21 protein-coding genes and 1 pseudogene are annotated in these 21,221 nt (G+C 72.1%); 16 read left to right on the top strand and 6 right to left on the bottom strand.

Annotated elements, in window-relative coordinates:
- Positions 1–5 precede the first annotated feature (5 nt).
- The 3 genes from ligD to J7E93_RS14835 all read left to right on the top strand — a co-directional run bounded on the left by ligD (position 6) and on the right by J7E93_RS14835 (position 2,941).
- Positions 6–1,082, top strand: coding sequence for a non-homologous end-joining DNA ligase (gene ligD / locus J7E93_RS14845; RefSeq protein ID WP_215069429.1), 1,077 nt, complete (start codon positions 6–8; stop codon positions 1,080–1,082).
- A gap of 139 nt (positions 1,083–1,221) precedes the next feature.
- A complete protein-coding gene (locus tag J7E93_RS14840; protein WP_215069509.1) occupies positions 1,222–1,437 on the top strand; it encodes a WhiB family transcriptional regulator in 216 nt (71 codons plus the stop codon).
- A 139-nt stretch (positions 1,438–1,576) separates the two neighbouring features.
- The gene (locus tag J7E93_RS14835; protein ID WP_215069426.1) at positions 1,577–2,941 is read left to right on the top strand and encodes an SDR family NAD(P)-dependent oxidoreductase; all 1,365 of its coding nucleotides are present in this window, start codon (positions 1,577–1,579) and stop codon (positions 2,939–2,941) included.
- Between the two features lie 94 nt (positions 2,942–3,035).
- Here the strand turns inward: J7E93_RS14835 and J7E93_RS14830 are convergent, their stop codons facing one another.
- The 3 genes from J7E93_RS14830 to J7E93_RS14820 all read right to left on the bottom strand — a co-directional run bounded on the left by J7E93_RS14830 (position 3,036) and on the right by J7E93_RS14820 (position 6,798).
- Entirely contained in the window at positions 3,036–4,010 is a 975-nt protein-coding gene (locus J7E93_RS14830) for an acyl-ACP desaturase (RefSeq protein WP_215069425.1), read from the bottom strand.
- A 408-nt stretch (positions 4,011–4,418) separates the two neighbouring features.
- Positions 4,419–6,095 (bottom strand): ABC-F family ATP-binding cassette domain-containing protein, encoded by a 1,677-nt coding sequence (locus tag J7E93_RS14825; RefSeq protein ID WP_215069423.1) that lies wholly within the window; start codon positions 6,093–6,095, stop codon positions 4,419–4,421.
- A 277-nt stretch (positions 6,096–6,372) separates the two neighbouring features.
- The gene (locus tag J7E93_RS14820) at positions 6,373–6,798 is read right to left on the bottom strand and encodes an SsgA family sporulation/cell division regulator (protein ID WP_215069421.1); all 426 of its coding nucleotides are present in this window, start codon (positions 6,796–6,798) and stop codon (positions 6,373–6,375) included.
- Between the two features lie 344 nt (positions 6,799–7,142).
- Between J7E93_RS14820 and J7E93_RS14815 the strand changes: the two genes are divergently transcribed.
- Positions 7,143–8,225 (top strand): WD40/YVTN/BNR-like repeat-containing protein, encoded by a 1,083-nt coding sequence (locus J7E93_RS14815; protein ID WP_374105386.1) that lies wholly within the window; start codon positions 7,143–7,145, stop codon positions 8,223–8,225.
- 56 nt (positions 8,226–8,281) lie between these two features.
- Here the strand turns inward: J7E93_RS14815 and J7E93_RS14810 are convergent, their stop codons facing one another.
- A complete protein-coding gene (locus tag J7E93_RS14810) occupies positions 8,282–8,581 on the bottom strand; it encodes a YciI family protein (protein ID WP_215069419.1) in 300 nt (99 codons plus the stop codon).
- An 83-nt stretch (positions 8,582–8,664) separates the two neighbouring features.
- Here J7E93_RS14810 and J7E93_RS14805 point away from each other — a divergent pair, with 83 nt between their 5' ends.
- The 4 genes from J7E93_RS14805 to J7E93_RS14790 are packed head-to-tail and all read left to right on the top strand — an operon-like array spanning position 8,665 to position 10,836.
- On the top strand, positions 8,665–9,366 hold the full coding sequence (locus J7E93_RS14805; protein ID WP_215069417.1) for an endonuclease V: 702 nt from the start codon (positions 8,665–8,667) through the stop codon (positions 9,364–9,366).
- Complete coding sequence (locus J7E93_RS14800) at positions 9,363–10,280, top strand: hypothetical protein (protein ID WP_215069415.1); 918 nt, start codon at positions 9,363–9,365, stop codon at positions 10,278–10,280. Before J7E93_RS14805 ends, J7E93_RS14800 begins: the two co-directional genes overlap by 4 nt.
- Positions 10,277–10,417: a morphogenic membrane protein MmpA gene (mmpA, locus tag J7E93_RS14795; protein ID WP_215069413.1), complete on the top strand. Its 141-nt coding sequence runs from the start codon at positions 10,277–10,279 to the stop codon at positions 10,415–10,417. The genes J7E93_RS14800 and mmpA overlap by 4 nt, the downstream gene beginning before the upstream one ends.
- Positions 10,414–10,836: a VOC family protein gene (locus J7E93_RS14790; protein WP_215069411.1), complete on the top strand. Its 423-nt coding sequence runs from the start codon at positions 10,414–10,416 to the stop codon at positions 10,834–10,836. The genes mmpA and J7E93_RS14790 overlap by 4 nt, the downstream gene beginning before the upstream one ends.
- 66 nt (positions 10,837–10,902) lie before the next feature.
- On the opposite strand, the gene J7E93_RS14785 is transcribed toward J7E93_RS14790, so the two are convergent.
- The gene (locus tag J7E93_RS14785) at positions 10,903–12,108 is read right to left on the bottom strand and encodes a trans-acting enoyl reductase family protein (protein ID WP_215069409.1); all 1,206 of its coding nucleotides are present in this window, start codon (positions 12,106–12,108) and stop codon (positions 10,903–10,905) included.
- A gap of 178 nt (positions 12,109–12,286) precedes the next feature.
- On the opposite strand from J7E93_RS14785, the gene J7E93_RS14780 reads away from it, so the two are divergent.
- From J7E93_RS14780 to J7E93_RS14755, 6 genes are all read left to right on the top strand, one after another.
- Positions 12,287–13,444, top strand: coding sequence for a CaiB/BaiF CoA-transferase family protein (locus tag J7E93_RS14780; RefSeq protein WP_215069408.1), 1,158 nt, complete (start codon positions 12,287–12,289; stop codon positions 13,442–13,444).
- Positions 13,441–14,583 carry an acyl-CoA dehydrogenase family protein gene (locus J7E93_RS14775; protein ID WP_215069406.1) on the top strand — a complete coding sequence of 381 codons (1,143 nt, stop codon included), beginning with the start codon at positions 13,441–13,443 and terminating at the stop codon, positions 14,581–14,583. The genes J7E93_RS14780 and J7E93_RS14775 overlap by 4 nt, the downstream gene beginning before the upstream one ends.
- 41 nt (positions 14,584–14,624) lie before the next feature.
- The gene (locus J7E93_RS14770; protein ID WP_215069404.1) at positions 14,625–15,842 is read left to right on the top strand and encodes an acetyl-CoA C-acetyltransferase; all 1,218 of its coding nucleotides are present in this window, start codon (positions 14,625–14,627) and stop codon (positions 15,840–15,842) included.
- Between the two features lie 36 nt (positions 15,843–15,878).
- Complete coding sequence (locus J7E93_RS14765) at positions 15,879–18,053, top strand: 3-hydroxyacyl-CoA dehydrogenase NAD-binding domain-containing protein (RefSeq protein WP_215069397.1); 2,175 nt, start codon at positions 15,879–15,881, stop codon at positions 18,051–18,053.
- Positions 18,054–18,190: 137 nt separating this feature from the next.
- Positions 18,191–18,547 carry a hypothetical protein gene (locus J7E93_RS14760; RefSeq protein WP_215069395.1) on the top strand — a complete coding sequence of 119 codons (357 nt, stop codon included), beginning with the start codon at positions 18,191–18,193 and terminating at the stop codon, positions 18,545–18,547.
- The gene (locus J7E93_RS14755; protein ID WP_215069393.1) at positions 18,544–19,440 is read left to right on the top strand and encodes a hypothetical protein; all 897 of its coding nucleotides are present in this window, start codon (positions 18,544–18,546) and stop codon (positions 19,438–19,440) included. The genes J7E93_RS14760 and J7E93_RS14755 overlap by 4 nt, the downstream gene beginning before the upstream one ends.
- On the opposite strand, the gene J7E93_RS14750 is transcribed toward J7E93_RS14755, so the two are convergent.
- Positions 19,437–20,207 (bottom strand): MerR family transcriptional regulator, encoded by a 771-nt coding sequence (locus J7E93_RS14750; RefSeq protein WP_215069505.1) that lies wholly within the window; start codon positions 20,205–20,207, stop codon positions 19,437–19,439. The genes J7E93_RS14755 and J7E93_RS14750 overlap by 4 nt on opposite strands.
- Before the next feature lie 118 nt (positions 20,208–20,325).
- Here J7E93_RS14750 and J7E93_RS14745 point away from each other — a divergent pair, with 118 nt between their 5' ends.
- A complete protein-coding gene (locus J7E93_RS14745; RefSeq protein ID WP_215069391.1) occupies positions 20,326–20,808 on the top strand; it encodes a macro domain-containing protein in 483 nt (160 codons plus the stop codon).
- A 102-nt stretch (positions 20,809–20,910) separates the two neighbouring features.
- Positions 20,911–21,221: pseudogene (locus J7E93_RS14740) on the top strand (hypothetical protein); the annotation flags it as partial.

Here is a 21,221-nt window from a genome sequence, read left to right as displayed (position 1 = left end):
CACGCATGGCAGGAAAAGCGGCAGCGATCGAGCTGGAGGTCGGCGAGCGGACCGTGCGCGTCTCCAATCCCGACAAGGTGTACTTTCCCGAGACCGGCTACACCAAGCTCGACATGGTCAGCTACTACCTGGCCGTCGGCGAGGGCATCACCCGCGCCCTGCGGGACCGGCCCACGACCCTGGAGCGCTACCCCGAAGGGGTGACCGGCGAATCCTTCTTCCAGAAGCGCGCCCCCAAGTACCTCCCGGACTGGATCCCCACCGCGCACATCACCTTCCCCAGCGGACGCTCCGCCGACGAGATGTGCCCGACCGAACCCGCCGCCGTGCTGTGGGCCGCCAACCTCGGCGCGGTCACCTTCCACCCGTGGCCGGTGCGGCGCGAGGACACCGACCACCCCGACGAACTGCGCCTCGACCTCGACCCGCAGCCCGGCACCGACTACGCCGACGCCGTGCGCGCCGCCCACGAACTGCGCGCGATTCTGGGCGAGGCCGGGCTGCGCGGCTGGCCCAAGACCTCCGGCGGGCGCGGCCTGCACGTCTTCGTCCCGATCCAGCCGCTCTGGACCTTCACCCAGGTCCGCCGCGCGGCCATCGCCGCCGGCCGTGAACTGGAACGCAGGATGCCGCAGCACGTGACCACCAAGTGGTGGAAGGAGGAGCGCGGGCAGAAGATCTTCGTCGACTACAACCAGACCGCACGCGACCGTACGATCGCCTCCGCCTACTCCGTACGCCCCCGCCCGCACGCACCGGTCTCCGCGCCGCTGCGCTGGGAGGAGGTCGACGACGCGACGCCGCAGGACTTCGACATCACGACGATGCCGACCCGCTACGCCGAGGTGGGCGACGTGCACGCGGACATGGACGATGAGCGGTTCAGCCTGGAGGGGCTGCTGGAACTGGCCCGTCGGGACGAGGCGGAACACGGTCTCGGGGATCTGCCCTATCCGCCGGAGTACCCGAAGATGCCCGGGGAGCCGAAGCGGGTCCAGCCGAGCCGGGCCAAGAAGGCCGGAGGGCCCGAAGGAGCCGAAGGAGCCGAAGGGAAGGCTCCCGACGGCGGGTCGGCGGACTGATGGACGGAGATCGGCGCGCCGCATTGATCGAATGTTGATGGACCGTTTACGGCCAGGGGGCAACGTGTCAGCCATGCAGACCGACACCACCGTACTGACAGCCCCCGCCCCCGCTTCCGTCCCCGCCCTTGCTTCGGACATGACCTGGCAGGAGAACGCCCTCTGTGCCCAGGCCGGCCCCGAATTCTTCTTCCCGGCCCCGGGCTCCTCGACCCGCGAGGCGAAGCAGTTGTGCGGGGCGTGCGAGGGGCGAGTGGCGTGCCTGGAGTACGCGCTGACGCACGACGAACGGTTCGGGGTGTGGGGCGGGCTTTCGGAGAAGGAACGGATCCGGCTGAAGCGGCAGCGTGGCTGAGCGGGCGGCCTGAAGATCAGGAATCCATGGCCGACCGCGCCGGCGGACCGTCGCAGACGAGGGGAAAACCCGTCACGGCCTCGGGTGAGGCGATATCAGGATGCCGTCCCTGACCCGCTCTTACTACGATCACCGGATCATGGAGCCCCACCACATACCCGTCACGGACGAGGAACTGGCCGCCTTCGACCGCACGATCGGCAGGCTGCGCGGCCTGCCCCTCGGCGATCCCGCGCGCATGCGCGGCGAGGAGCTCGCCGCCACCTTCGCCCGCGAGAGTCGCAACAAGCGCCGCAAGGCGCTGCGCGCCCAGCGGTCGGCCGCCGATGCCGCGCTGGCCGCGCGCACCGCGACCGGGGCCCTCGACCGGCGGGAGGACGCGCCGCTGGTGGCCGACGGGAGGGAATCACCGGGCGTGTTCCTCAGGCCGCGCTACTGCTATGTCTGCAAGACGCCCTATCGACAGGCCGACTCCTTCTACCACCGGCTCTGCCCGCCCTGCGCCGCCGACCACACGGCCCGCCGGGCCCTGTCCACCGATCTCACCGGACGGCGCGTGCTCCTCACGGGCGGCCGCGTCAAGATCGGTTTCCAGCTGGCCCTGATGATGCTGCGGGACGGCGCCGAACTGCTCGTCACCAGCCGCTTCCCGCACGACACCCTGCGCCGCTTCCGGGCCGCCGAGGGCAGTGAGCGGTGGATGGACCGGCTGACGGTCGTCGCCATCGACCTGCGCGACCCCCGCCAGGTCCTCGGCCTGTGCGAGCGGCTGCGCGCGGACGGCCGGCCCCTGGACGTACTCGTCAACAACGCGGCCCAGACGATACGCCGGCCCCCGGAGTCGTACGCCCTGCTGGCCGCGGGGGAGCGCAAGGCACTGCCGGAGGACGTGATCCGCGCGCCCGGGTACGAGAGCGCCGACCGCGTCCCGGTCCTGGCCGGTCTCACCGGCCTCGCCGCCCTCGACGGGCCGGACAGGCCGGACGCGCCTGACGAGGCCGGGCTGCTGCCCGACCTCTCGCCGCAGAACTCCTGGTCCGTACGGCTCGGCGACCTGGACGCCGCCGAACTCCTGGAGGCCCAGCTCGTCAACGCCGTCGCGCCGACCCTGCTGTGCGACCGGCTGCTACCGCTGCTGCTCGCCTCACCGCGACCGCGTCGCTACATCGTCAACGTGTCGGCGGTGGAGGGCCGGTTCGCCGTGCGGAACAAGACGGGCGGCCACCCCCACACCAACATGGCGAAGGCCGCCCTGAACATGCTCACCCGCACCAGCGCCGCCGAGCTCGCCGCACAGGGCGTCCACATGTGCAGCGTCGACACGGGCTGGATCACGGACGAGAATCCCGCGCCGCGCAAGGCCAGGATCGCCGCCGTCGGCACCCGTACGCCGCTCGACGTCGTCGACGGCGCGGCCAGGATCTACGACCCGATCGTGCGCGGCGAGGCGGGGGAGCCGTTCTCCGGCGTGTTCCTCAAGGACTACGCCGTGGCGGAGTGGTGAGCGCGGGAGTGGCGGCTCCGGGCGCCGGGAGTGGCGGCTCCGGGCGCGGATGGGACGGCTCCGGGCGCCCGGGCGTGACGGCTCCGCGCGTGGTTCAGCCCGCCGCGCGCGCCGCCATGCGAGCCTTGCGGGCCGCGAGCTTCTCGTCGAACTTGCTCGCCTCGCTGTCCAGGCCCGCCATGTACAGACCCAGCTCCTCCTGGGCCTTCACACCCTCGGGGCCCAGGCCGTCGATCTGGAGCACCTTGAGGAAGCGCAGCACGGGCTGCAGCACGTCGTCGTGGTGGATGCGCATGTTGTAGATCTCGCCGATCGCCATCTGCGCGGCCGCCCGCTCGAAGCCCGGCATGCCGTGTCCGGGCATCCGGAAGTTCACGACGACGTCCCGCACGGCCTGCATGGTCAGGTCGGGGGCGAGCTCGAAGGCCGCGCCCAGCAGGTTGCGGTAGAAGACCATGTGCAGGTTCTCGTCGGTGGCGATGCGCGCCAGCATCCGGTCGCAGACCGGGTCGCCGGACTGGTGGCCGGTGTTCCGGTGGGAGATGCGGGTGGCGAGCTCCTGGAAGGCGACGTACGCGACGGAGTGCAGCATCGAGTGCCGGTTGTCGGACTCGAAGCCCTCGCTCATGTGGGCCATCCGGAACTGCTCCAGCTTGTCCGGGTCCACCGCGCGCGAGGCCAGCAGATAGTCGCGCATCACGATGCCGTGCCGGCCCTCCTCGGCGGTCCAGCGGTGCACCCAGGTGCCCCAGGCGCCGTCGCGGCCGAAGAGGGAGGCGATCTCGTGGTGGTAGCTGGGGAGGTTGTCCTCGGTGAGCAGGTTCACCACGAGGGCGATCTTGCCGATGTCGGTGACCTTGGACTGGGAGGGGTCCCAGGCCTCGCCGTCCTCGAAGAGCCCCGGGAAGTTCCGGGCGTCGGACCAAGGGACGTACTCGTGCGGCATCCAGTCCTTGGTGACCTTGAGGTGCCGGTTGAGCTCCTTCTCCACGACCTCTTCCAGCGCGTACAGCAGGCGGGCGTCGGTCCACCCGGTCGAGCTGCCGAGGTGGGGAGAGGTGAGTGTCACGGGGACTCCTGGGGACGGAGAAAGGGGAACGGAAATACCTACGCACTCGTAGGTTACGAAACCGTAGGTTAAGGCTCCGTAAGGCGGTCGGCCAAGCCCGTCTCAGCGATGTCCGGTTACGTTCCGTTATGTACGCAGCTCGTGCCCGGCCCACAGAGAGGCAGGTCACGTGCCCGGCCGCCCCCCGCTGCCGCGATCACGGCTACGCAGAGCAGGACAGGGCCGGGCCGGGCCGGTTCGGGCCCCCGCCCGGGAAGGCCTCGTACGCGGCCGCCGTGACCGCCGTGACCGCCGTGACCGCCGTGACCGCCGCGGCCGCCGCATCCGGCTGCCGGCCGCGGCGGTCGACGCCCACGGCGGAGACCGGCGTCTCGCCCCGGTGCCCGGTCCGCGCGGGGGGAGGAAGTCCTACGTCTCCCGCGATGCCTCGCGGGGCCGCTCCGGCTGGGCCTCCCGCAGCTCCTCCCGCACCGTGTCCGCCGTCGTCGCCCGCAGCTCACCGTCGAGCAGCAGCCAGCGGGTGATCCCGAGCGACTCCAGGAACGGCACGTCGTGGCTGGCCACGATCAGCGCCCCCTCGTACGACTCCAGCGCCGCCGTCAGCTTCCGGACTGAGGCCATGTCCAGGTTGTTGGTCGGTTCGTCCAGCATCAGCAGCTGCGGCGCCGGTTCGGCGAGCAGCAGTGCCGCCAGCGTCGCCCGGAAGCGCTCCCCGCCCGACAGGGTGCCGGCCGGCTGATCCGCCCGCGCGCCCCGGAACAGGAAGCGCGCCAGCCGCGCCCGGATCGCGTTGGCCGTCGCCGTGGGCGCGAACCGGGCGACGTTCTCCACCAGGCTCAGCCCGTCGTCCAGCACGTCGAGGCGCTGCGGCAGAAAGCGCAGCGGCACCTGCGTCACCACCTCGCCCGACACCGGCTCCAACTCCCCGGCGATCGTCCGCAGCAGCGTGGTCTTGCCCGCTCCGTTCCGGCCGACGAGCGCGATCCGCTCCGGACCGCGCAGCTCGAACTCGCCGCCGACGCGGGCGCCGTACCGCAGTTCCAGCGCGCGCAGCGCCAGTACGCCCCGGCCCGGATGGACGATGGTGCGCGGCAGCTCGATCCGGATCTCGTCGTCGTCCCGTACCGCCTCCACCGCCGCGTCCAACCGCTCCTTCGCCTCGGCGAGCCGCTCGGAGTGCAGGGCGCGGTGCTTGCCCGCGGAGACCTGGGCCTCGCTCTTGCGGTTGTTGGCGACGATCTTCGGTACCACCTTGTTCTGCGCGCTCTTCTGCGCGTACCGCTTGCGACGCGCCAACTTGAGGTGAGCGTCCGACAGTTCGCGCTTCTGGCGCTGCATGTCGGCCTCGGCGACCCGCACCATGCGCTGTGCCGCCTCCTGTTCGGCGGCGAGCGTCTCCTCGTACGCGGAGTACGCGCCGCCGTACCAGGTGACCTCGCCGTCGTGCAGATCGGCGATCTGGTCGACCCGCTCCAGGAGTTCGCGGTCGTGGCTGACGACGACCATGACGCCGCTCCAGGCCTCCACCGCCTCGTAGAGCCTCGCCCGGGCGTACAGATCGAGATTGTTGGTCGGCTCGTCGAGCAGCAGGATGTCCGGCCGGGCGAGCAGCAGCGCGGCCAGGCGCAGCAGGACGGACTCGCCGCCCGAGACCTCGCCGATGGTCCGGTCGAGGCCGATACGACGGAGACCGAGCTGGTCGAGCGTGGCGCGGGCCCGTTCCTCCACGTCCCAGTCGTCGCCGACGGCGGCGAAGTGCTCCTCGGCGGGATCGCCCGCCTCGATGGCGTGCAGCGCGGCACGGGCCGCCGCGATGCCGAGGGCCTGGTCGACCCGGAGCGTGGTGTCGAGGACCAGGTTCTGCGGCAGGTACCCGACCTCGCCGACCGTGCGGACGGCGCCGGATGCGGGGGTGAGCTCACCGGCGATCAGCTTGAGGAGCGTGGACTTCCCCGAGCCGTTCAGGCCGATGAGACCGGTCCTGCCCGGGCCGACGGCGAGCCGGAAGTCGTCGAGGACCTCGGTGCCGTCGGGCCAGGAGAACGAGAGGGACGAGCAGGTGATGAAGGTGGGGCGGGTCGCCATGGGGGCCTCCCGGTTGCAAGAGCGTGGGCTGGGGCAACGGGTGAGACACCGGAGGCGCGGGCAGGCACAGAGGCTCGTACGCCGAGGTCGAACACGGCACACGCGGCACGAAGGGGCACGCGCGGCGCGGTGTCTCGAACCTCAGACGAGCAACGGCCTTCTCCGATCGGGCGACAACAGGGCCAGGTCAGGACGGTACGCGCGCCGCCGGAGGGGAGGCAATCGGTTTACGGCGGGAGGCAGCCGGGACGTCGGAGGGAGGCCGGCGGTCAGCGGGTCAGGAGTACTCCTCCAGGAGCGCCGCCAGTTCCTGGTCCCACTTGCCCGCCTCCAGGTAGTGGTGTTCGCGGCCGACCGGCACGAGATGCTGCGAGCGTGCGAGGAAGTCCCGGAGTTCCGCCGTACGGATGTGGACGACGGCCACCCCCTCGGGCGCGTGGAACTCCAGGACGGTGCGGTCGTAGCCGTACGGACGGACGCGTACGTCGCCGACGCCGGCCGGGCCGTCCACGCCCTGCGCGAGCAGGTCGCGCGAGAACGCCCACGACACCTCGACGCCCTCCAGGGTCGCCGGCGGCGGGAAGGCCATGCTCACCGCGAACGGATCCTCACGGTCGTAGCGCAGTGTGGCGGGAACGGTTTCCATCCGGGGAGCGGATGCGACCAGGCGGGCCTCGACGGCCTGCTCGATGACGGTGGACAAGGCCAGCTCCTGTCACGCGGCTTCGGTTCCTGACGTCTCCCTGACACCAGGGAAGACGAACGATCGGGCCTGAACGTGCACTGGAGGGTCACGTGAGCTGTGTCACCGCTCCGGTGCGCGCTCGGACTCCCGACGGACGAGGGCCGGCCCGAGCGATCGCAGTAGTCCGGGTTCCCCGAAGCTCCGTATCCATACGAGCCACCCCGACGAGCCACTCTCCCGGCGCATTCGTACGAGCCATCGCGACGAGCCACCCCACTGCCCACCCCCTACGCGCCTTCTGACGAGGCGCCTGGTCGACGCACCCTGGACGGGGCCTTCCCCGTGGGCTAGCTTCCGGCGCCATGACGTCCATGGGGAAGACGAGACGAATGATGTCGGTGGGGCTGACCGGGGCGGCGCTCGCCATGGCCTTGGCGGTCCCGGCGCAGGCCGGGGAGACCCCTGCGGCGGCGCCCGGCTGGAAGCTGACGCAGACCGGTACCGACGCCCGCTTCCGGGGGCTCGCGGCGGTGAGCCGGAACACGGCGTGGGCCGCGGGCTCGAAGGGGACGGTGCTCAGGACCACCGACGGCGGACGGAGCTGGCGGAACGTGTCGCCACCGGGGGCGGCCGAGCTCCAGTTCCGCGACGTGGAGGCGTTCGACGCCCGGCGGGCGGTGGTGCTCGCCATCGGGGAGGGAGAGGCGTCCCGGGTCTTGCGGACCGAGGACGGCGGCGCCAGCTGGACCGAGTCCTTCCGCAACACCGACCCGCGCGCCTTCTACGACTGCATGACCTTCTTCGACGACCGCCACGGACTCGCCATGAGCGACCCGGTGGACGGGAAGTACCGGATCCTCTCCACCCGTGACGGAGGACGGTCCTGGCGGGTGCTCCCCGACGAGGGGATGCCGGCCGCGCTGCCGGGCGAGGCGGGCTTCGCGGCGAGCGGTCAGTGCCTGGTCTCGGCGGGCCCCAAGGACGTCTGGCTGGCCACCGGAGGCGGCGCCACCGCCCGCGTGCTGCACTCCGCGGACCGCGGCATGACCTGGACCGCCGCCGCATCGACGATCCCGGCGGGCGACCCGGCACGGGGCGTCTTCGCCCTCGCGTTCCGCGACCGTACGCACGGGATCGCCGTCGGCGGCGACTACCGCGCGGACCAGCCGTCCCCGCGGGCGGCCGCGGTCACCGGGGACGGCGGCCGCAGCTGGCGCCAGGCCGCCACGCCGCCCCCGGCGTACCGCTCCGGCGTCGCCTGGCTCCCGTACAGCGGCACGGCCGCGCTCGCGGTCGGTCCCACCGGCACGGACCTCACGACGGACGGCGGCCGCACCTGGCGGACGGTCGACACCGGCTCGTACGACACGGTCGACTGCACGCGGGACGGCGCGTGCTGGGCCGCGGGCGAGCAGGGCCGCATCGCCCGCCTCGAACGCCGCTAGGTCGTGTGTCGTCCCGTCGGTCGTGCCAGAGTCCGGCACGGTCGACGCGACACCTCCTAGGAGGGCAACTGCTCGCGGAACGGAGCGAGTTCGTCGGCCGTCTTGGTCGCGTAGAACTCCGTGATCCGGTACGCGCACACGCCCTCGGCGGTGAAGGGGTCGGCCGCGACGATCTTCTCGATCCGCTCGCGGTCGCCCCCGACGGCGAGAATGACCCCGCCGTCGCGCGGGTTCTTCCGGCCCGACGCGATGAAGACCCCGGCGGCGTACTGCGCGTCGAGCCACTCGATGTGCGCCGGGAGCAGGGGGTCGACCCGCTCGACGGGCGCGGTGTAGGTCAATTCCAGTACGAACATGATCGCCAGGCTACCCGGGGGCTTCGAGGCCGCGGAAAACCGCTCGCCAGGCGGACGCGGCGGCGCCGTAGGGTGGCCTCATCATGACGATCATCGACATTCCCGCGGGCTGGCCCACCGACGAGGCCGCCGCCCGCGCTCTCCAGCGGGAGCTGCGAGGACGGCTCGTGCTCGACGAGCCGGGCCCGGAGCCCGGCACGGGGCATGTCACGGGGCTCGACGTGGCGTACGACGACGAGCGGGACCTCGTCGCGGCGGCGGCCGTCGTGCTCGACGCGCGCACGCTCGACGTCGTGGAGGAGGCCACGGCGGTCGGCCGTGTCTCGTTCCCGTACGTCCCGGGGCTGCTCGCCTTCCGTGAGATCCCCACCGTGCTCGCGGCGCTCGACTCCCTCGCCGCCGACCCCGGCCTCCTCGTCTGCGACGGCTACGGCATCGCCCACCCCCGCGGATTCGGCCTCGCGAGCCACCTCGGGGTGCTGACCGGCCTGCCGTCGATCGGCGTCGCCAAGAACCCCTTCACCTTCACGTACGACCGACCGGGAGCCGCCCGCGGCGACTTCAGCCCCCTGCTGGCCGACGAGGGGGAGGAGGTCGGCCGCGCGCTGCGCACGCAGTCCGGCGTGAAGCCCGTCTTCGTCTCCGTCGGTCACCGGGTCTCCCTTCCCCGCGCCTGCGCCCACACCCTCCTCCTCGCCCCGCGCTACCGCATCCCCGAGACGACCCGCCACGCGGACTCCCTCTGCCGCCGCGCCCTGACAAAGGCGCTGGGCGCCGCGCCGTGACCGAGCTGATCCTCGACGTCCGGGACCGCCCTGTGCCGGGCCTGTGTCTGCGCACCGCCGGGAACCGCCTGATCCTCGCGCAGGGCGACGACGCGCTCCTCCTCGCGATCGTGGAGCGGTACGACAAAGGCGTCGCCTTCTACCGCACGGCCCGGCCCCGCCCCCTACTCCCTCCCCTCCGCGCCGCCGACGCCCGCGCGTACGCGGACCGGCCGGAGCGCTGGGGCCACCGGATAGCGGCCCTCCTGACGGCCGACCCGGACGGGCCGCTCCACGACGGCCGCTGGGTGCTGACCTCCGAGACGGGCCCGCAGTGGAACCGGCACGGGCTGGGCCCCACCGCCTACTGGAGCGAGCTCCTCGTCGAAGGGCACCCCGACGGGTACATCGACTGGTGGTTCCACTACGGGTCCTCGGAGCTGTTCCCGCTCCGGCCCCTGCCCGGCGCCGGCGACGCCCGCGTCAAGGCGTACCGCGGACAGGCCCGGGCCGGGATCCTGCCCCCGGTCCTCCTGTGGTGGGTGAGCGGCCTCGACTGCCATGTCCTGCTCGACGGCCACGCCCGGCTCGCCGCAGCCCTCGCCGAGGATGTGGAGCCGCCCTTCCTCGTCCTGCGGCGCACGGTGCCCCACGACGACCGCGAGCGCGGGGAGGCCGAGGCCGCGGCCGCCTACGCGGCCGAACTCGACCGCCACCGCGCTCTGAGGGACCGGCACGGCCCCGGCGTCCCGGACGGCGCCGAGAGCGCGGGCCGGACCCTCGTCCGCCGGCTCGAAGAGCTGCGCAGCGGCGAGCGGCCCACCTGGGCCTGGCCCCTGCCCGGAGGTGAGCACGCGTGGCATCGCATCGTGCGCGACCTGAGTACGAGTACGGATACCGGCCTGGGGTCATGGGCGGCACAGTGGGGCGCATGACTGCCCCCGCTTCCCTCCCCACCCCCGTGCGTCCTGCCGCGCGCGCCATGACCGCGACGCTCGCCGTCGCCGGTCTCGTCGCCCTGGCCTGGGTCTGTGCCATGGTCTACGTCGTCGTCGCCTGGGCGACGGCATGATCGGCACCCTGCAGTGCGTCGTGCTCGACTGTCCCGACGTCATGGAACTGGCTGAGTTCTACCAGCAGTTGCTCGGCGGTGAGATCAACCGACCGGATCCCCAGTGGGCCGTGAGCGACGCCTGGGCCACGCTGCACGACGCCGCCGGGGCCCCCGTCCTCGCCTTCCAAGGGGTGGCCGATCACCGGCCGCCCGTCTGGGGCGCGCCCGAGCAGCAGTTCCATCTCGATGTGCGCGTGGCGGATCTGGAAGCCGCCCATCAGGCGGTCCTCGCCCTCGGGGCGTGGCAGCTCGACGACGGGGACGGCGACCGGGGCTGGCGGATCTACGCGGACCCGGCCGGCCATCCCTTCTGCCTCATACGCCACCAGGGCCTGCCGTCCCATGTCACGCCCACCTCAGCCCCGGTGGGCGGGTGACATGAGCGCCTCGGAGGCTGCCCGGCCCCGATCCGCCGGGCAGCACCGAGTCCTCGCGGACACGACTCAGCGCGCGTCGGCCACCCGGAAGCGGATCCCCGCCGCCACGAGCCGGTCGAGCAGCGCGTCGCCCATCGCCACCGCCGTCGTCACCTGGCCGGAGGTCTTCGGGAGCGGGTCGAGCGCGAGGCAGAGCGCCGACTCGGCGAGCATCTTCGCCGTCTCGTCGTACCCGGGGTCACCGCCCGATACCTCGGTGAAGACCCGTCGCCCGCCGCCCTCGCCGACGAACCGTACCGAGAACCAGCTCCGTGCCCGACGCTCCTCGCCAGGGCCCTGCCCCGGCTCATAACGGCCCATCAGCCAACGTCTTACAGCGGGCAGTTGGGCGGCCGCCACGCCCGTGCCGACCGCCACGGCGCCGCTCAGCGCCATCGGGAGCGTCCTGACCGAGGCGTAGTGCCGGTAGCGGAAGTCGGGCCCGTACCGTTCGAGCGCCGCGGCGGAGCGCACCACCACCTGGGGATCGAGCGTCGGCAGCGGCAGCGCCCAGGTGCCCGTCTCACGGCTGAACCGTGGTCCGCCCAGCGGCGCCCGCGCCCGTCGCCCCATCAACCGGGGCTCGTGCAGCCGCCGTTCGTGTGCGGCGCGCAGGATCTGGCGGCCGCGTCCCATCGCCGTCAGGGCGGAGGCGAAGGTCCCGCCGGAGAAGACCGCCCCGGCGCGCACGAAGCCGTCGATCCGCAGCGGCACGTCCTTCGGGAGCTGCTGGACGGTGAAGTACACGCCCAGGTCGTGCGGCACCGAGTCGAAGCCGCAGGCGTGCACGATCCGCGCCCCGGTCTCCCGGGCCCGCGCGTCGTGCCGTACGTACATCAGGTCGACGAACTCCGCCTCGCCGGTGAGGTCCACGTAGTCCGTGCCGGCCTCCGCGCACGCGGCCACCAGACCCTCGCCGTACCAGACGTAGGGGCCGACGGTGGTGGCCAGCACCCGGGTGGACTCCGCCAGTTCACGCAGCGCGTCCGCGTCGGTGGAGTCCGCGACCAGCAACGGCAGCTCCGCGCAGCGCGGCCACCGCGCGGCGAGCCGTTCACGAAGCGCCCCCAGCTTGGCCCGGCTGCGGCCGGCGAGCGCCCAGCGGCACCCGGCCGGGGCGTGCTCGGCCAGATACTCCGCGGTGAGCTCGCCCACGAAACCCGTCGCCCCGAAGAGGACCACGTCGTACGGTCTCGCTCCGGCGTCCCGCCCCGCGACCGCCCCTGTCTCCATCCGCCCCTCGCCTTCCCCTGCGCCGCTCTCCGGGCGCTCGTCGTCGGCGGAGCCTAGCGGAACTCCTGGGAGACACAATTTCCAAGCGCTTGCTCGGCCTGGGGTCTTGTGCGGAGTGGAACACGTTCCTAGCATCTCTGGTGTTACATCATTGGTGTCACACAGCGCTGGGGGCTTGATGGCAGGGACGCGAAACGCCCGGAACGGCCCGCTCTCCGCGGTGCGTGTGGTCGAGCTGGCCGGGATCGGGCCCGGCCCCTTCGCCGCCATGCTCCTGGCCGATCTCGGCGCCGACGTCGTGCGGGTCGACCGGCCCGGCGGCTCGGGGCTCGGTATCGACCCCGCGTACGACCTCACCAACCGCAACAAACGTTCCGTCCTTGTCGACCTCAAGGCGTCAGGAGGTCCCGCGGCCGTCCTGGACCTGGTGGAACGGGCCGACATCCTGATCGAGGGGTACCGACCCGGCGTCGCCGAGCGCCTGGGCGTCGGACCCGACGCCTGTCTCGCCCGGAACCCCAAGCTGGTCTACGGCCGGATGACGGGCTGGGGCCAGGACGGACCGCTCGCCGCCGACGCCGGTCACGACATCGCGTACATCGCGATCACCGGCACGCTCTCCATGATCGGCCCCGATCCGGACGGCCCGCCCACCGTGCCCGCCAACCTCGTCGGCGACTACGCGGGCGGCTCGCTCTACCTGGTCGTCGGCGTCCTCGCCGCACTCCAGCACGCGCGCGCGCACGGCGAGGGACAGGTCGTCGACGCGGCGATCGTCGACGGCGCCGCCCACCTCGCCACCATGATCCACGGCATGCTCGCGGCCGGCGGCTGGCAGGACCGCCGGGGCGTCAACCTGCTCGACGGCGGCTGCCCCTTCTACGGCACCTACGAGACCTCCGACGGCGGGTACATGGCCGTCGGCGCCCTGGAGCAGCAGTTCTACGACCAGTTCGTACGGCTCCTCGGCATCGAGGACATCGCCCCGGCCCGCAAGGACTTCGGACGCTGGGCCGAGCTGCGCACCGCCGTCGCCGACCGCTTCCGTACCCGTACGAGAGAGGAATGGACCGCGGTCTTCGCCGGGACCGACGCCTGCGTGGCGCCGGTCCTCTCGCTGCGCGAGGCGCCCGCCCATCCGCATCTCGCCGCCCGCGCCACCTTCGTCCACCACGGTGGCCTCACCCAGCCCGCCCCGGCGCCCCGCTTCTCCGCCACCCCCGGCGCCGTCCGCAGCGGCCCCGCCCTGCCCGGCGCCGACACCGACGAGGTCGCCCACGACTGGGCCGTACCCTCCCTGATCAGCAAAGACGCCCCTCAGGAGCCCGAAGCATGAAGCGCCAGCTCTACACCGACGACCACGACGCCTTCCGCGAGACCGTCCGCACCTTCCTCGCCAAGGAGGTCCTGCCGCACTACGAGCAGTGGGAGAAGGACGGCATCGTCTCCCGCGAGGCATGGCGCGCCGCCGGACGCCAGGGGCTGCTGGGCCTCGCCGTCGACGAGGAGTACGGAGGCGGCGGCAACGCCGACTTCCGCTACAGCGCCGTCCTCGCCGAGGAGTTCACCCGGGCCGGCGCGCCCGGAATCGCCCTCGGCCTGCACAACGACATCATCGGCCCCTATCTGACCTCCCTCGCCACCGACGAGCAGAAGCGCCGCTGGCTGCCCGGCTTCTGCTCCGGTGAGCTCATCACCGCCATCGCGATGACCGAACCGGGCGCCGGCTCCGACCTCCAGGGGATCCGGACCACGGCCGAGGACCGGGGCGACCACTGGGTCCTCAACGGCTCCAAGACCTTCATCTCCAACGGCATCCTCGCCGACCTGGTGATCGTCGTGGCGCGGACGACGCCCGAGGGCGGCGCCCACGGCCTGTCCCTGCTCGTCGTCGAACGCGGCATGGAAGGCTTCGAGCGCGGCCGGAACCTCGACAAGATCGGCCAGAAGTCCCAGGACACCGCCGAGCTCTTCTTCCACGACGTCCGCGTTCCGAAGGCGAACCTCCTCGGCGAGCTCAACGGCGCCTTCGTCCACCTCATGACCAACCTCGCCCAGGAGCGGATGGCCATAGCCGTCGCCGGCATCGCCGCCGCCGAGCACCTCCTGGAGATCACCACGACGTACGTCAAGGAGCGCGAGGCGTTCGGCCGGCCGCTGGCCAAGCTCCAGCACATCCGCTTCGAGATCGCCGAGATGGCGACCGAGTGCGCCGTCACCCGCACCTTCCTCGACCGGTGCATCGTCGATCACTCGAACGGGGAGCTCGACGCCGTCCACGCCTCGATGGCCAAGTGGTGGGCCACCGAGCTGCAGAAGAGGGTCGCCGACCGCTGCCTCCAACTGCACGGAGGGTACGGCTACATGGCCGAATTCCCGGTCGCCCGAGCCTTCACCGACGGCCGCATCCAGACCATCTACGGCGGGACGACCGAGATCATGAAGGAGATCATCGGCCGCTCCCTGCTCGGCTGACCCCTCCGCTGTCCACCCCTCTGCCTCCTGAAAGGCTTCTCGTGAGCACCGAAGCGTACGTGTACGACGCGATCCGCACCCCGCGCGGCCGCGGCAAGGCCAACGGCTCCCTGCACGGCACCAAGCCCATCGACCTGGTCGTCGGCCTCATCCACGAGATCCGGGCCCGCTTCCCCGGACTCGACACCGCCGCGATCGACGACATCGTCCTCGGCGTCGTCGGCCCCGTCGGCGACCAGGGCTCCGACATCGCCCGGATCGCCGCCATCGCCGCGGGCCTCCCCGACACCGTGGCCGGGGTCCAGGAGAACCGCTTCTGCGCCTCCGGCCTCGAAGCCGTCAACATGGCCGCCATGAAGGTCCGCTCCGGCTGGGAGGACCTCGTCCTGGCCGGCGGCGTCGAGTCCATGTCGCGCGTCCCGATGGCCTCCGACGGCGGCGCCTGGTTCGCCGACCCGATGACCAACTACGAGACCGGCTTCGTCCCCCAGGGCATCGGCGCCGATCTCATCGCCACCATCGAGGGCTTCTCGCGCCGCGACGTCGACGAGTACGCGGCGCTCTCCCAGGAGCGCGCGGCGGCCGCCTGGAAGGACGGCCGCTTCGACCGCTCCGTCGTCCCCGTCAAGGACCTGCGCAGCGGCCTGCTCGTCCTCGACCACGACGAGCACATGCGCCCCGGCACCACCGCCGACTCGCTCGCCGCGCTCAAGCCCTCCTTCGCCGACATCGGCGACCTGGGCGGCTTCGACGCGGTCGCGCTGCAGAAGTACCACTGGGTGGAGAAGATCGACCACGTCCACCACGCGGGCAACTCCTCCGGCATCGTCGACGGCGCCTCCCTCGTCGCCATCGGCTCGAAGGCCGTCGGCGAGCGGTACGGGCTGGCCCCGCGGGCCCGGATCGTGGCCGCCGCCGTCTCCGGCTCCGAGCCGACCATCATGCTCACGGGCCCGGCGCCCGCGACCCGCAAGGCGCTCGCCAAGGCCGGTCTGACGATGGACGACATCGACCTCGTCGAGATCAACGAGGCTTTCGCCGGCGTCGTGCTCCGCTTCGTCAAGGACATGGGCATCAGCCTCGACAAGGTCAACGTCAACGGGGGCGCGATCGCGCTCGGCCACCCGCTGGGCGCGACCGGCGCGATGATCCTCGGCACCCTGATCGACGAGCTGGAGCGCCAGGACAAGCGCTACGGCCTGGCCACGCTCTGCGTGGGCGGTGGCATGGGCATCGCCACGATCGTCGAGCGCGTCTGACCGTCCTGTTCGCACCCCTCATACGGAGAAGCAGCAATGACCGAGAGCACGACCATCCGCTGGGAGCAGGACGAGACCGGGATCGTCACCCTCGTCCTCGACGACCCCAACCAGTCCGCGAACACCATGAACCAGGCGTTCAAGGACTCCATCGCCGCGATCGCCGACCGTGCCGAGGCGGAGAAGGACTCCATCCGCGGCATCGTCTACACCTCCGCCAAGAAGACCTTCTTCGCGGGCGGCGACCTCAAGGACATGATGAAGGTCGGGCCCGAGCAGGCCCAGCAGGCCTTCGACACCGGCATGGCCATCAAGCGGTCCCTGCGCCGGATCGAGACCCTGGGCAAGCCGGTCGTCGCCGCCATCAACGGCGCGGCCCTCGGCGGCGGCTACGAGATCGCCCTCGCCTCCCACCACCGCATCGCGCTCGACGCGCCCGGCTCCAAGATCGGCCTGCCCGAGGTCACGCTCGGCCTCCTCCCCGCCGGTGGCGGCGTCACCCGTACCGTACGGCTGATGGGCATCGCCGACGCGCTGCTGAAGGTACTGCTCCAGGGCACCCAGTACTCCCCGCGGCGGGCCCTCGAGAACGGCCTCGTCCACGAGGTGGCCGCCACGCCGGAGGAGATGCTCGCCAAGGCGCGCGCCTTCATCGACGCGAACCCCGAGTCGCGGCAGCCCTGGGACGTCAAGGGTTACAAGATCCCGGGCGGCACCCCGTCGAACCCTCGGTTCGCCGCCAATCTGCCGGCCTTCCCCGCCAACCTGAAGAAGCAGCTGAACGGCGCGCCCTATCCGGCGCCGCGCAACATCCTGGCCTGCGCGGTCGAGGGCTCGCAGGTCGACTTCGAGACCGCGCTGACCATCGAGGCCCGGTACTTCACCGAGCTGGTCACCGGCCAGACCGCGAAGAACATGATCCAGGCGTTCTTCTTCGACCTCCAGGCCGTCAACTCCGGCGCCAGCCGCCCCCAGGGCGTCGAGCCCCGCCGCGTCCGCAAGGTCGCCGTCCTCGGCGCCGGCATGATGGGCGCCGGCATCGCGTACTCCTGCGCCCGCGCCGGCATCGAGGTCGTCCTCAAGGACGTCTCGGCGGAGGCGGCCCAGCGCGGCAAGGAGTACTCCGAGAAGCTGCTCGCCAAGGCGCTCTCCCGGGGCCGCACGACCGAGGCCAAGCGCGACGAGCTGCTCGCCCGGATCACGCCGACCGCCGACCCGGCCGACCTGGCGGGCTGCGACGCCGTCATCGAGGCCGTCTTCGAGGACACCGCGCTCAAGCACAAGGTCTTCGAGGAGATCCAGGACATCGTCGAGCCGGACGCGCTGCTCTGCTCCAACACCTCGACGCTGCCCATCACCGTCCTCGCCGAGGGCGTCACCCGCCCCGTCGACTTCATCGGTCTGCACTTCTTCTCGCCCGTCGACAAGATGCCGCTGGTCGAGATCATCAGGGGCGAGCAGACCGGCGACGAGGCGCTGGCGCGCGCCTTCGACCTCGTACGGCAGATCAACAAGACCCCGATCGTCGTCAACGACTCCCGCGGGTTCTTCACCTCCCGGGTGATCGGCCAGTTCATCAACGAGGGCGTGGCGATGGTCGGGGAGGGGGCCGACCCCGCCTCCGTCGAGCAGGCCGCCGCCCAGGCCGGCTACCCGGCCAAGGTGCTCTCCCTGATGGACGAGCTCACCCTCACCCTGCCCCGCAAGATCCGCAACGAGACCCGGCGGGCGATCGAGGAGGCCGGCGGCAGCTGGGCCGGCCACCCCTCGGACGCGGTGATCGACCGGATGGTCGACGAGTTCGGGCGCACCGGGCGCAGCGGCGGCGCGGGCTTCTACGAGTACGGCGAGGACGGCAGGCGGGCGGGGCTCTGGCCCGGCCTCCGCGAGCACTTCGGCCGGGACGGGGTGGAGATCCCCTTCGAGGACATGAAGGAGCGGATGCTCTTCTCGGAGGCGCTGGACACCGTCCGCTGCCTGGAGGAGAACGTCCTCACCTCGGTCGCCGACGCCAACATCGGCTCCATCATGGGGATCGGCTTCCCCGCCTGGACCGGTGGTGTGCTCCAGTACATCAACGGGTACGAGGGCGGGCTGCCCGGCTTCGTCGCCCGCGCGCGCGAACTCGCCGAGAAGTACGGCGAGCGGTTCACACCGCCGGCGCTGCTGGTGGAGAAGGCGGAGCGGGGCGAGGTCTTCACGGACGGGTGACGCGCCCGCTCCGTCGGGCGGCCCCGGCGCGCCACCGGTCGGATGGTCCGATCGGGCGGAGCGGCGGGGCCGCCAGGTGTGGGGCAGGGCGGCGGACGGTGACGGCCCCTACGCTCGCAGACGATCAAGGAGGTCGTATGCGGGAGAAGATCGGTCGCCGGATCCGGGCCGTCGCGCTCGTGGTCCTCGGCGTGTGGAGTGTCGCCCTGCTCGCCGGGTGCGACTCCGACGAGGACGATCCGGCGGACGAGCCGACGCCGTCGGTCGTGACCGAGCAGACGTCGCAGGATTCGGACGAGGACGGGACCCCGCGGCCCACGGGCAGCGACGATCAGTCGATCGCTCCGCCGCCGCCCCCGCCGACGGACACCAGCACCGACGACGGCGACCCGACCTCGGCGCCGTCGGAGGCCCCGACTTCGGTGAGCCCCTCGCCCGGCGATCCTTCCGTCCCGCCCGAGCTGCCGGAACTCCCCGGTCCCGACGGTACGTGAGCGAGCCCGAGGAGCACCCGTCGCACGGGCGGGAGGCCGTGCGACAGGCCCGGGGGAGCGACCTGAACAGCCCCACCGCGCTCCTCAAGGTCGTGATCGCGCAAGGAACCTTCATCGCGGCGCTCATGTTCTATCTGGGCGCCATGTACACCAGCACCTTCTACGCGTACTTCCACATCTCGCTCAGCGCGCTGGACCTGGGCTTCGGCGAACAGGTGACCCAGAGCCTCCACATGCTGAAACTGGAGGTCCTGGTGGCCGCCGGGGTGGTCGTGCTCATCGTGTCCGGGCCGTGGGTCGGTGCCCGGTTCCGGCCGAGCGCGGGAGCGCCGCCCCGTGCCCCCTCCCGGGCGGAGGTCGTGGCGGGCCGTCTGCAGCTGCCGGTCGTGGTCGTCGGTGTGGTGCTGCTCGCCCTGTGGACCGAGATCCAGCCGTACGGCTGGATCGCCCCGCTGATCATCGCGGCCGGTCTTCTCCTGGGCCAGTTCCGCGACGCGAGGGGGCGACGGCCGGAGGGGTTCCGGCGCAGGGCGCTGCCGATCTTCGCGGCGGGAGTCTTCCTCTTCTGGACGCTCACCCAGGTCACCGTGCAGACCGCCGAACGGGACGCCAGGTCCCGCGCCCGCCACGTCACGGAGTGGACCGGCGTGGTGGTGCTCAGCAGCCATCCGCTCGCCCTGCCCACCGGCACGGTCACGAAGGAGGTGCTGCCGAGCGGTCTGCTGCACCGCTACCGCTACAGCGGGCTGCGCCTGCTCCTCGAACGCGACGGGCGGTACTACGTCGTCCCCCTGGGCTGGAACGTGGACCGCGACGCGATGTACATCGTGCGGGAGAGCGACACCGTGTGGATCGGCCTGACCCCGGGCACCCAGCCGAAGCTGCTCGGCTAGCCGGTCTCCGCGGCCTGCTCCGTACCGAACGCCGCCCGCAGCTCCTCCCGAAGAGAACGCTGGAACGCGGTCACCAGGGCCTGGATCACCATCGGCTGCATGTGTGCGGAGAGCGACTTCATGGCGGCGAGGTGATCCGGGTCCTCGGCACTCTCCCGGTACGGGTTCCACACCTCGTCCCGGAAGAGCCGGGACAGCTCCTGGGCGGCGGCGCGGGCGTGCTCCAGCAGGACGGTGCGCGAGGCGAGGATCGTCTCGTGCGCGATGGGCACGTCGAGGAGTTCGACGCCGAGACGCAGCAGGGTGGCGTCGAGCCGGAAGATGTCGGGATCGGCGCCCTTGTCGAGGACGCCCATGGCGGCGAGCCGGTCGACGTCTCCGTCGGCGAGGGTCCGACCGGCACGCCGCTCGAGCTCGCGCCGGGTGATCTCCTCGGCGGACTCGGGCGCCCAGGAGGCGACGAGGGCCCGGTGGACGGCGAGGTCCCGCGCACTGAGATCGGGCGGCAGCTGGTGCAGATACCGTTCGATGGCGGCCAGCGTCATACCCTGGCGCCGGAGCTCTTCGATCAGCGCCAGCCGGGAGAGGTGGCCGGGCCCGTAGTGACCGACCCGTCGGGGACCGATGACGGGCGGCGGCAGCAGCCCCTTGGTGCCGTAGAAGCGGACGGTCCGCACGGTGACGCCCGCCCGGGCCGCCAGTTCGTCGACGGTGAACGTCGGCGCCTGCCGGCCCCGCTCCGGCTGCTCCTCGGTCTCGGTGGCCATCTGCGGTGCCTCGCTTCCGATGCGGTGCCGTGCCGTTCCCACGGTGCAACAGTATTGCTGTCGCACCAGGATTGTAAAAGTGTGGGGCGTTGTCAGTGGTGCCTCGTACGGTGAGGGCATGACGGGGATCACGTACGTACGGGGGGACGCCACCGCTCCGCAGGGCAAGGGCGTCAAGATCATCGTGCATGTCGTCAACGACCTGGGCGGCTGGGGCAAGGGCTTCGTCCTTGCGCTGTCGCGCCGCTGGCCGGAGCCGGAGGCCGCCTACCGGAGCTGGCACCGCGAGCGCGCGCACAACGACTTCGGGCTGGGTGCCGCGCAGTTCGTCCAGGTCGGGCCGCGGCTGTGGGTGGCCAACATGGTCGGGCAGCGGGGGATACGCACCGGGCGGAGCACGGGGGCGCCGGTGCGGTACGAGGCGATCGACGCGGCGCTCGGGCTGCTGGCCGGCAAGGCGGAGGAGCTGGGGGCCTCGGTGCACATGCCCCGGATCGGGTGCGGGCTCGCCGGTGGGAAGTGGTCGAGGGTGGGGCCGCTGGTGGAGGGGCGGTTGGTGGGGCGGGGGATACCGGTCACCGTGTACGACTTCGGCGCGTAAAGGGCCCTTCGGGGCACCACCGCACCCGCGCGGTTCGGTGTCGGTGACTGCCGCTAGAGTCACGTGCTTGTTCGAATCGGGGAAGCATGACAGGGGAGCGGCATGTACGCGGAACTGAGGGACACGGCAACGGAGTTGGCCGGCGTTCTGTGGCGGGAGCACACCGTGTACCGGGAGCGGGGCGGCGGGGTGGTCATCCGGGGCGAGCACGTGGGGCGCTGGATCAGCCTGGCGCCCACCGGGGGCAAGGACCAGGCGCGCGTCCGTGCCGGGCGTCTCCTCGACGGCGGCACCACGGCCCCGGCCCGCTCGGAGGCCGTGGTCGACCTCTCCGCGGGGACGGGTGAGCTGGCCGCGGTCTGCCGCCGCCTGCTCGCCGACGTCGCCGCCGCCGAGTCGGCCCCGGCCGGCGG

Origin of the sequence: Streptomyces sp. ISL-36 (genome assembly GCF_018614205.1) — a bacterium.
Taxonomy (GTDB): Bacteria; Actinomycetota; Actinomycetes; order Streptomycetales; family Streptomycetaceae; genus Streptomyces.
This window is presented reverse-complemented; position numbering and strand designations above follow the sequence as displayed.

What these genes read in the sequence shown, in the direction of transcription:
- mmpA (WP_215069413.1), top strand. Translation starts at nt 10,277, where the DNA reads ATGACTGCCCCCGCTTCCCTCCCCACCCCCGTGCGTCCTGCCGCGCGC.
- J7E93_RS14745 (WP_215069391.1), top strand. Translation starts at nt 20,326, where the DNA reads ATGACGGGGATCACGTACGTACGGGGGGACGCCACCGCTCCGCAGGGC.
- J7E93_RS14780 (WP_215069408.1), top strand. Translation starts at nt 12,287, where the DNA reads ATGGCAGGGACGCGAAACGCCCGGAACGGCCCGCTCTCCGCGGTGCGT.
- J7E93_RS14840 (WP_215069509.1), top strand. Translation starts at nt 1,222, where the DNA reads ATGACCTGGCAGGAGAACGCCCTCTGTGCCCAGGCCGGCCCCGAATTC.
- J7E93_RS14815 (WP_374105386.1), top strand. Translation starts at nt 7,143, where the DNA reads ATGACGTCCATGGGGAAGACGAGACGAATGATGTCGGTGGGGCTGACC.
- J7E93_RS14835 (WP_215069426.1), top strand. Translation starts at nt 1,577, where the DNA reads ATGGAGCCCCACCACATACCCGTCACGGACGAGGAACTGGCCGCCTTC.
- J7E93_RS14810 (WP_215069419.1), bottom strand. Translation starts at nt 8,581, where the DNA reads ATGTTCGTACTGGAATTGACCTACACCGCGCCCGTCGAGCGGGTCGAC.
- J7E93_RS14825 (WP_215069423.1), bottom strand. Translation starts at nt 6,095, where the DNA reads ATGGCGACCCGCCCCACCTTCATCACCTGCTCGTCCCTCTCGTTCTCC.
- J7E93_RS14765 (WP_215069397.1), top strand. Translation starts at nt 15,879, where the DNA reads ATGACCGAGAGCACGACCATCCGCTGGGAGCAGGACGAGACCGGGATC.
- J7E93_RS14750 (WP_215069505.1), bottom strand. Translation starts at nt 20,207, where the DNA reads ATGGCCACCGAGACCGAGGAGCAGCCGGAGCGGGGCCGGCAGGCGCCG.
- J7E93_RS14775 (WP_215069406.1), top strand. Translation starts at nt 13,441, where the DNA reads ATGAAGCGCCAGCTCTACACCGACGACCACGACGCCTTCCGCGAGACC.
- J7E93_RS14785 (WP_215069409.1), bottom strand. Translation starts at nt 12,108, where the DNA reads ATGGAGACAGGGGCGGTCGCGGGGCGGGACGCCGGAGCGAGACCGTAC.
- J7E93_RS14790 (WP_215069411.1), top strand. Translation starts at nt 10,414, where the DNA reads ATGATCGGCACCCTGCAGTGCGTCGTGCTCGACTGTCCCGACGTCATG.
- J7E93_RS14760 (WP_215069395.1), top strand. Translation starts at nt 18,191, where the DNA reads ATGCGGGAGAAGATCGGTCGCCGGATCCGGGCCGTCGCGCTCGTGGTC.
- ligD (WP_215069429.1), top strand. Translation starts at nt 6, where the DNA reads ATGGCAGGAAAAGCGGCAGCGATCGAGCTGGAGGTCGGCGAGCGGACC.
- J7E93_RS14805 (WP_215069417.1), top strand. Translation starts at nt 8,665, where the DNA reads ATGACGATCATCGACATTCCCGCGGGCTGGCCCACCGACGAGGCCGCC.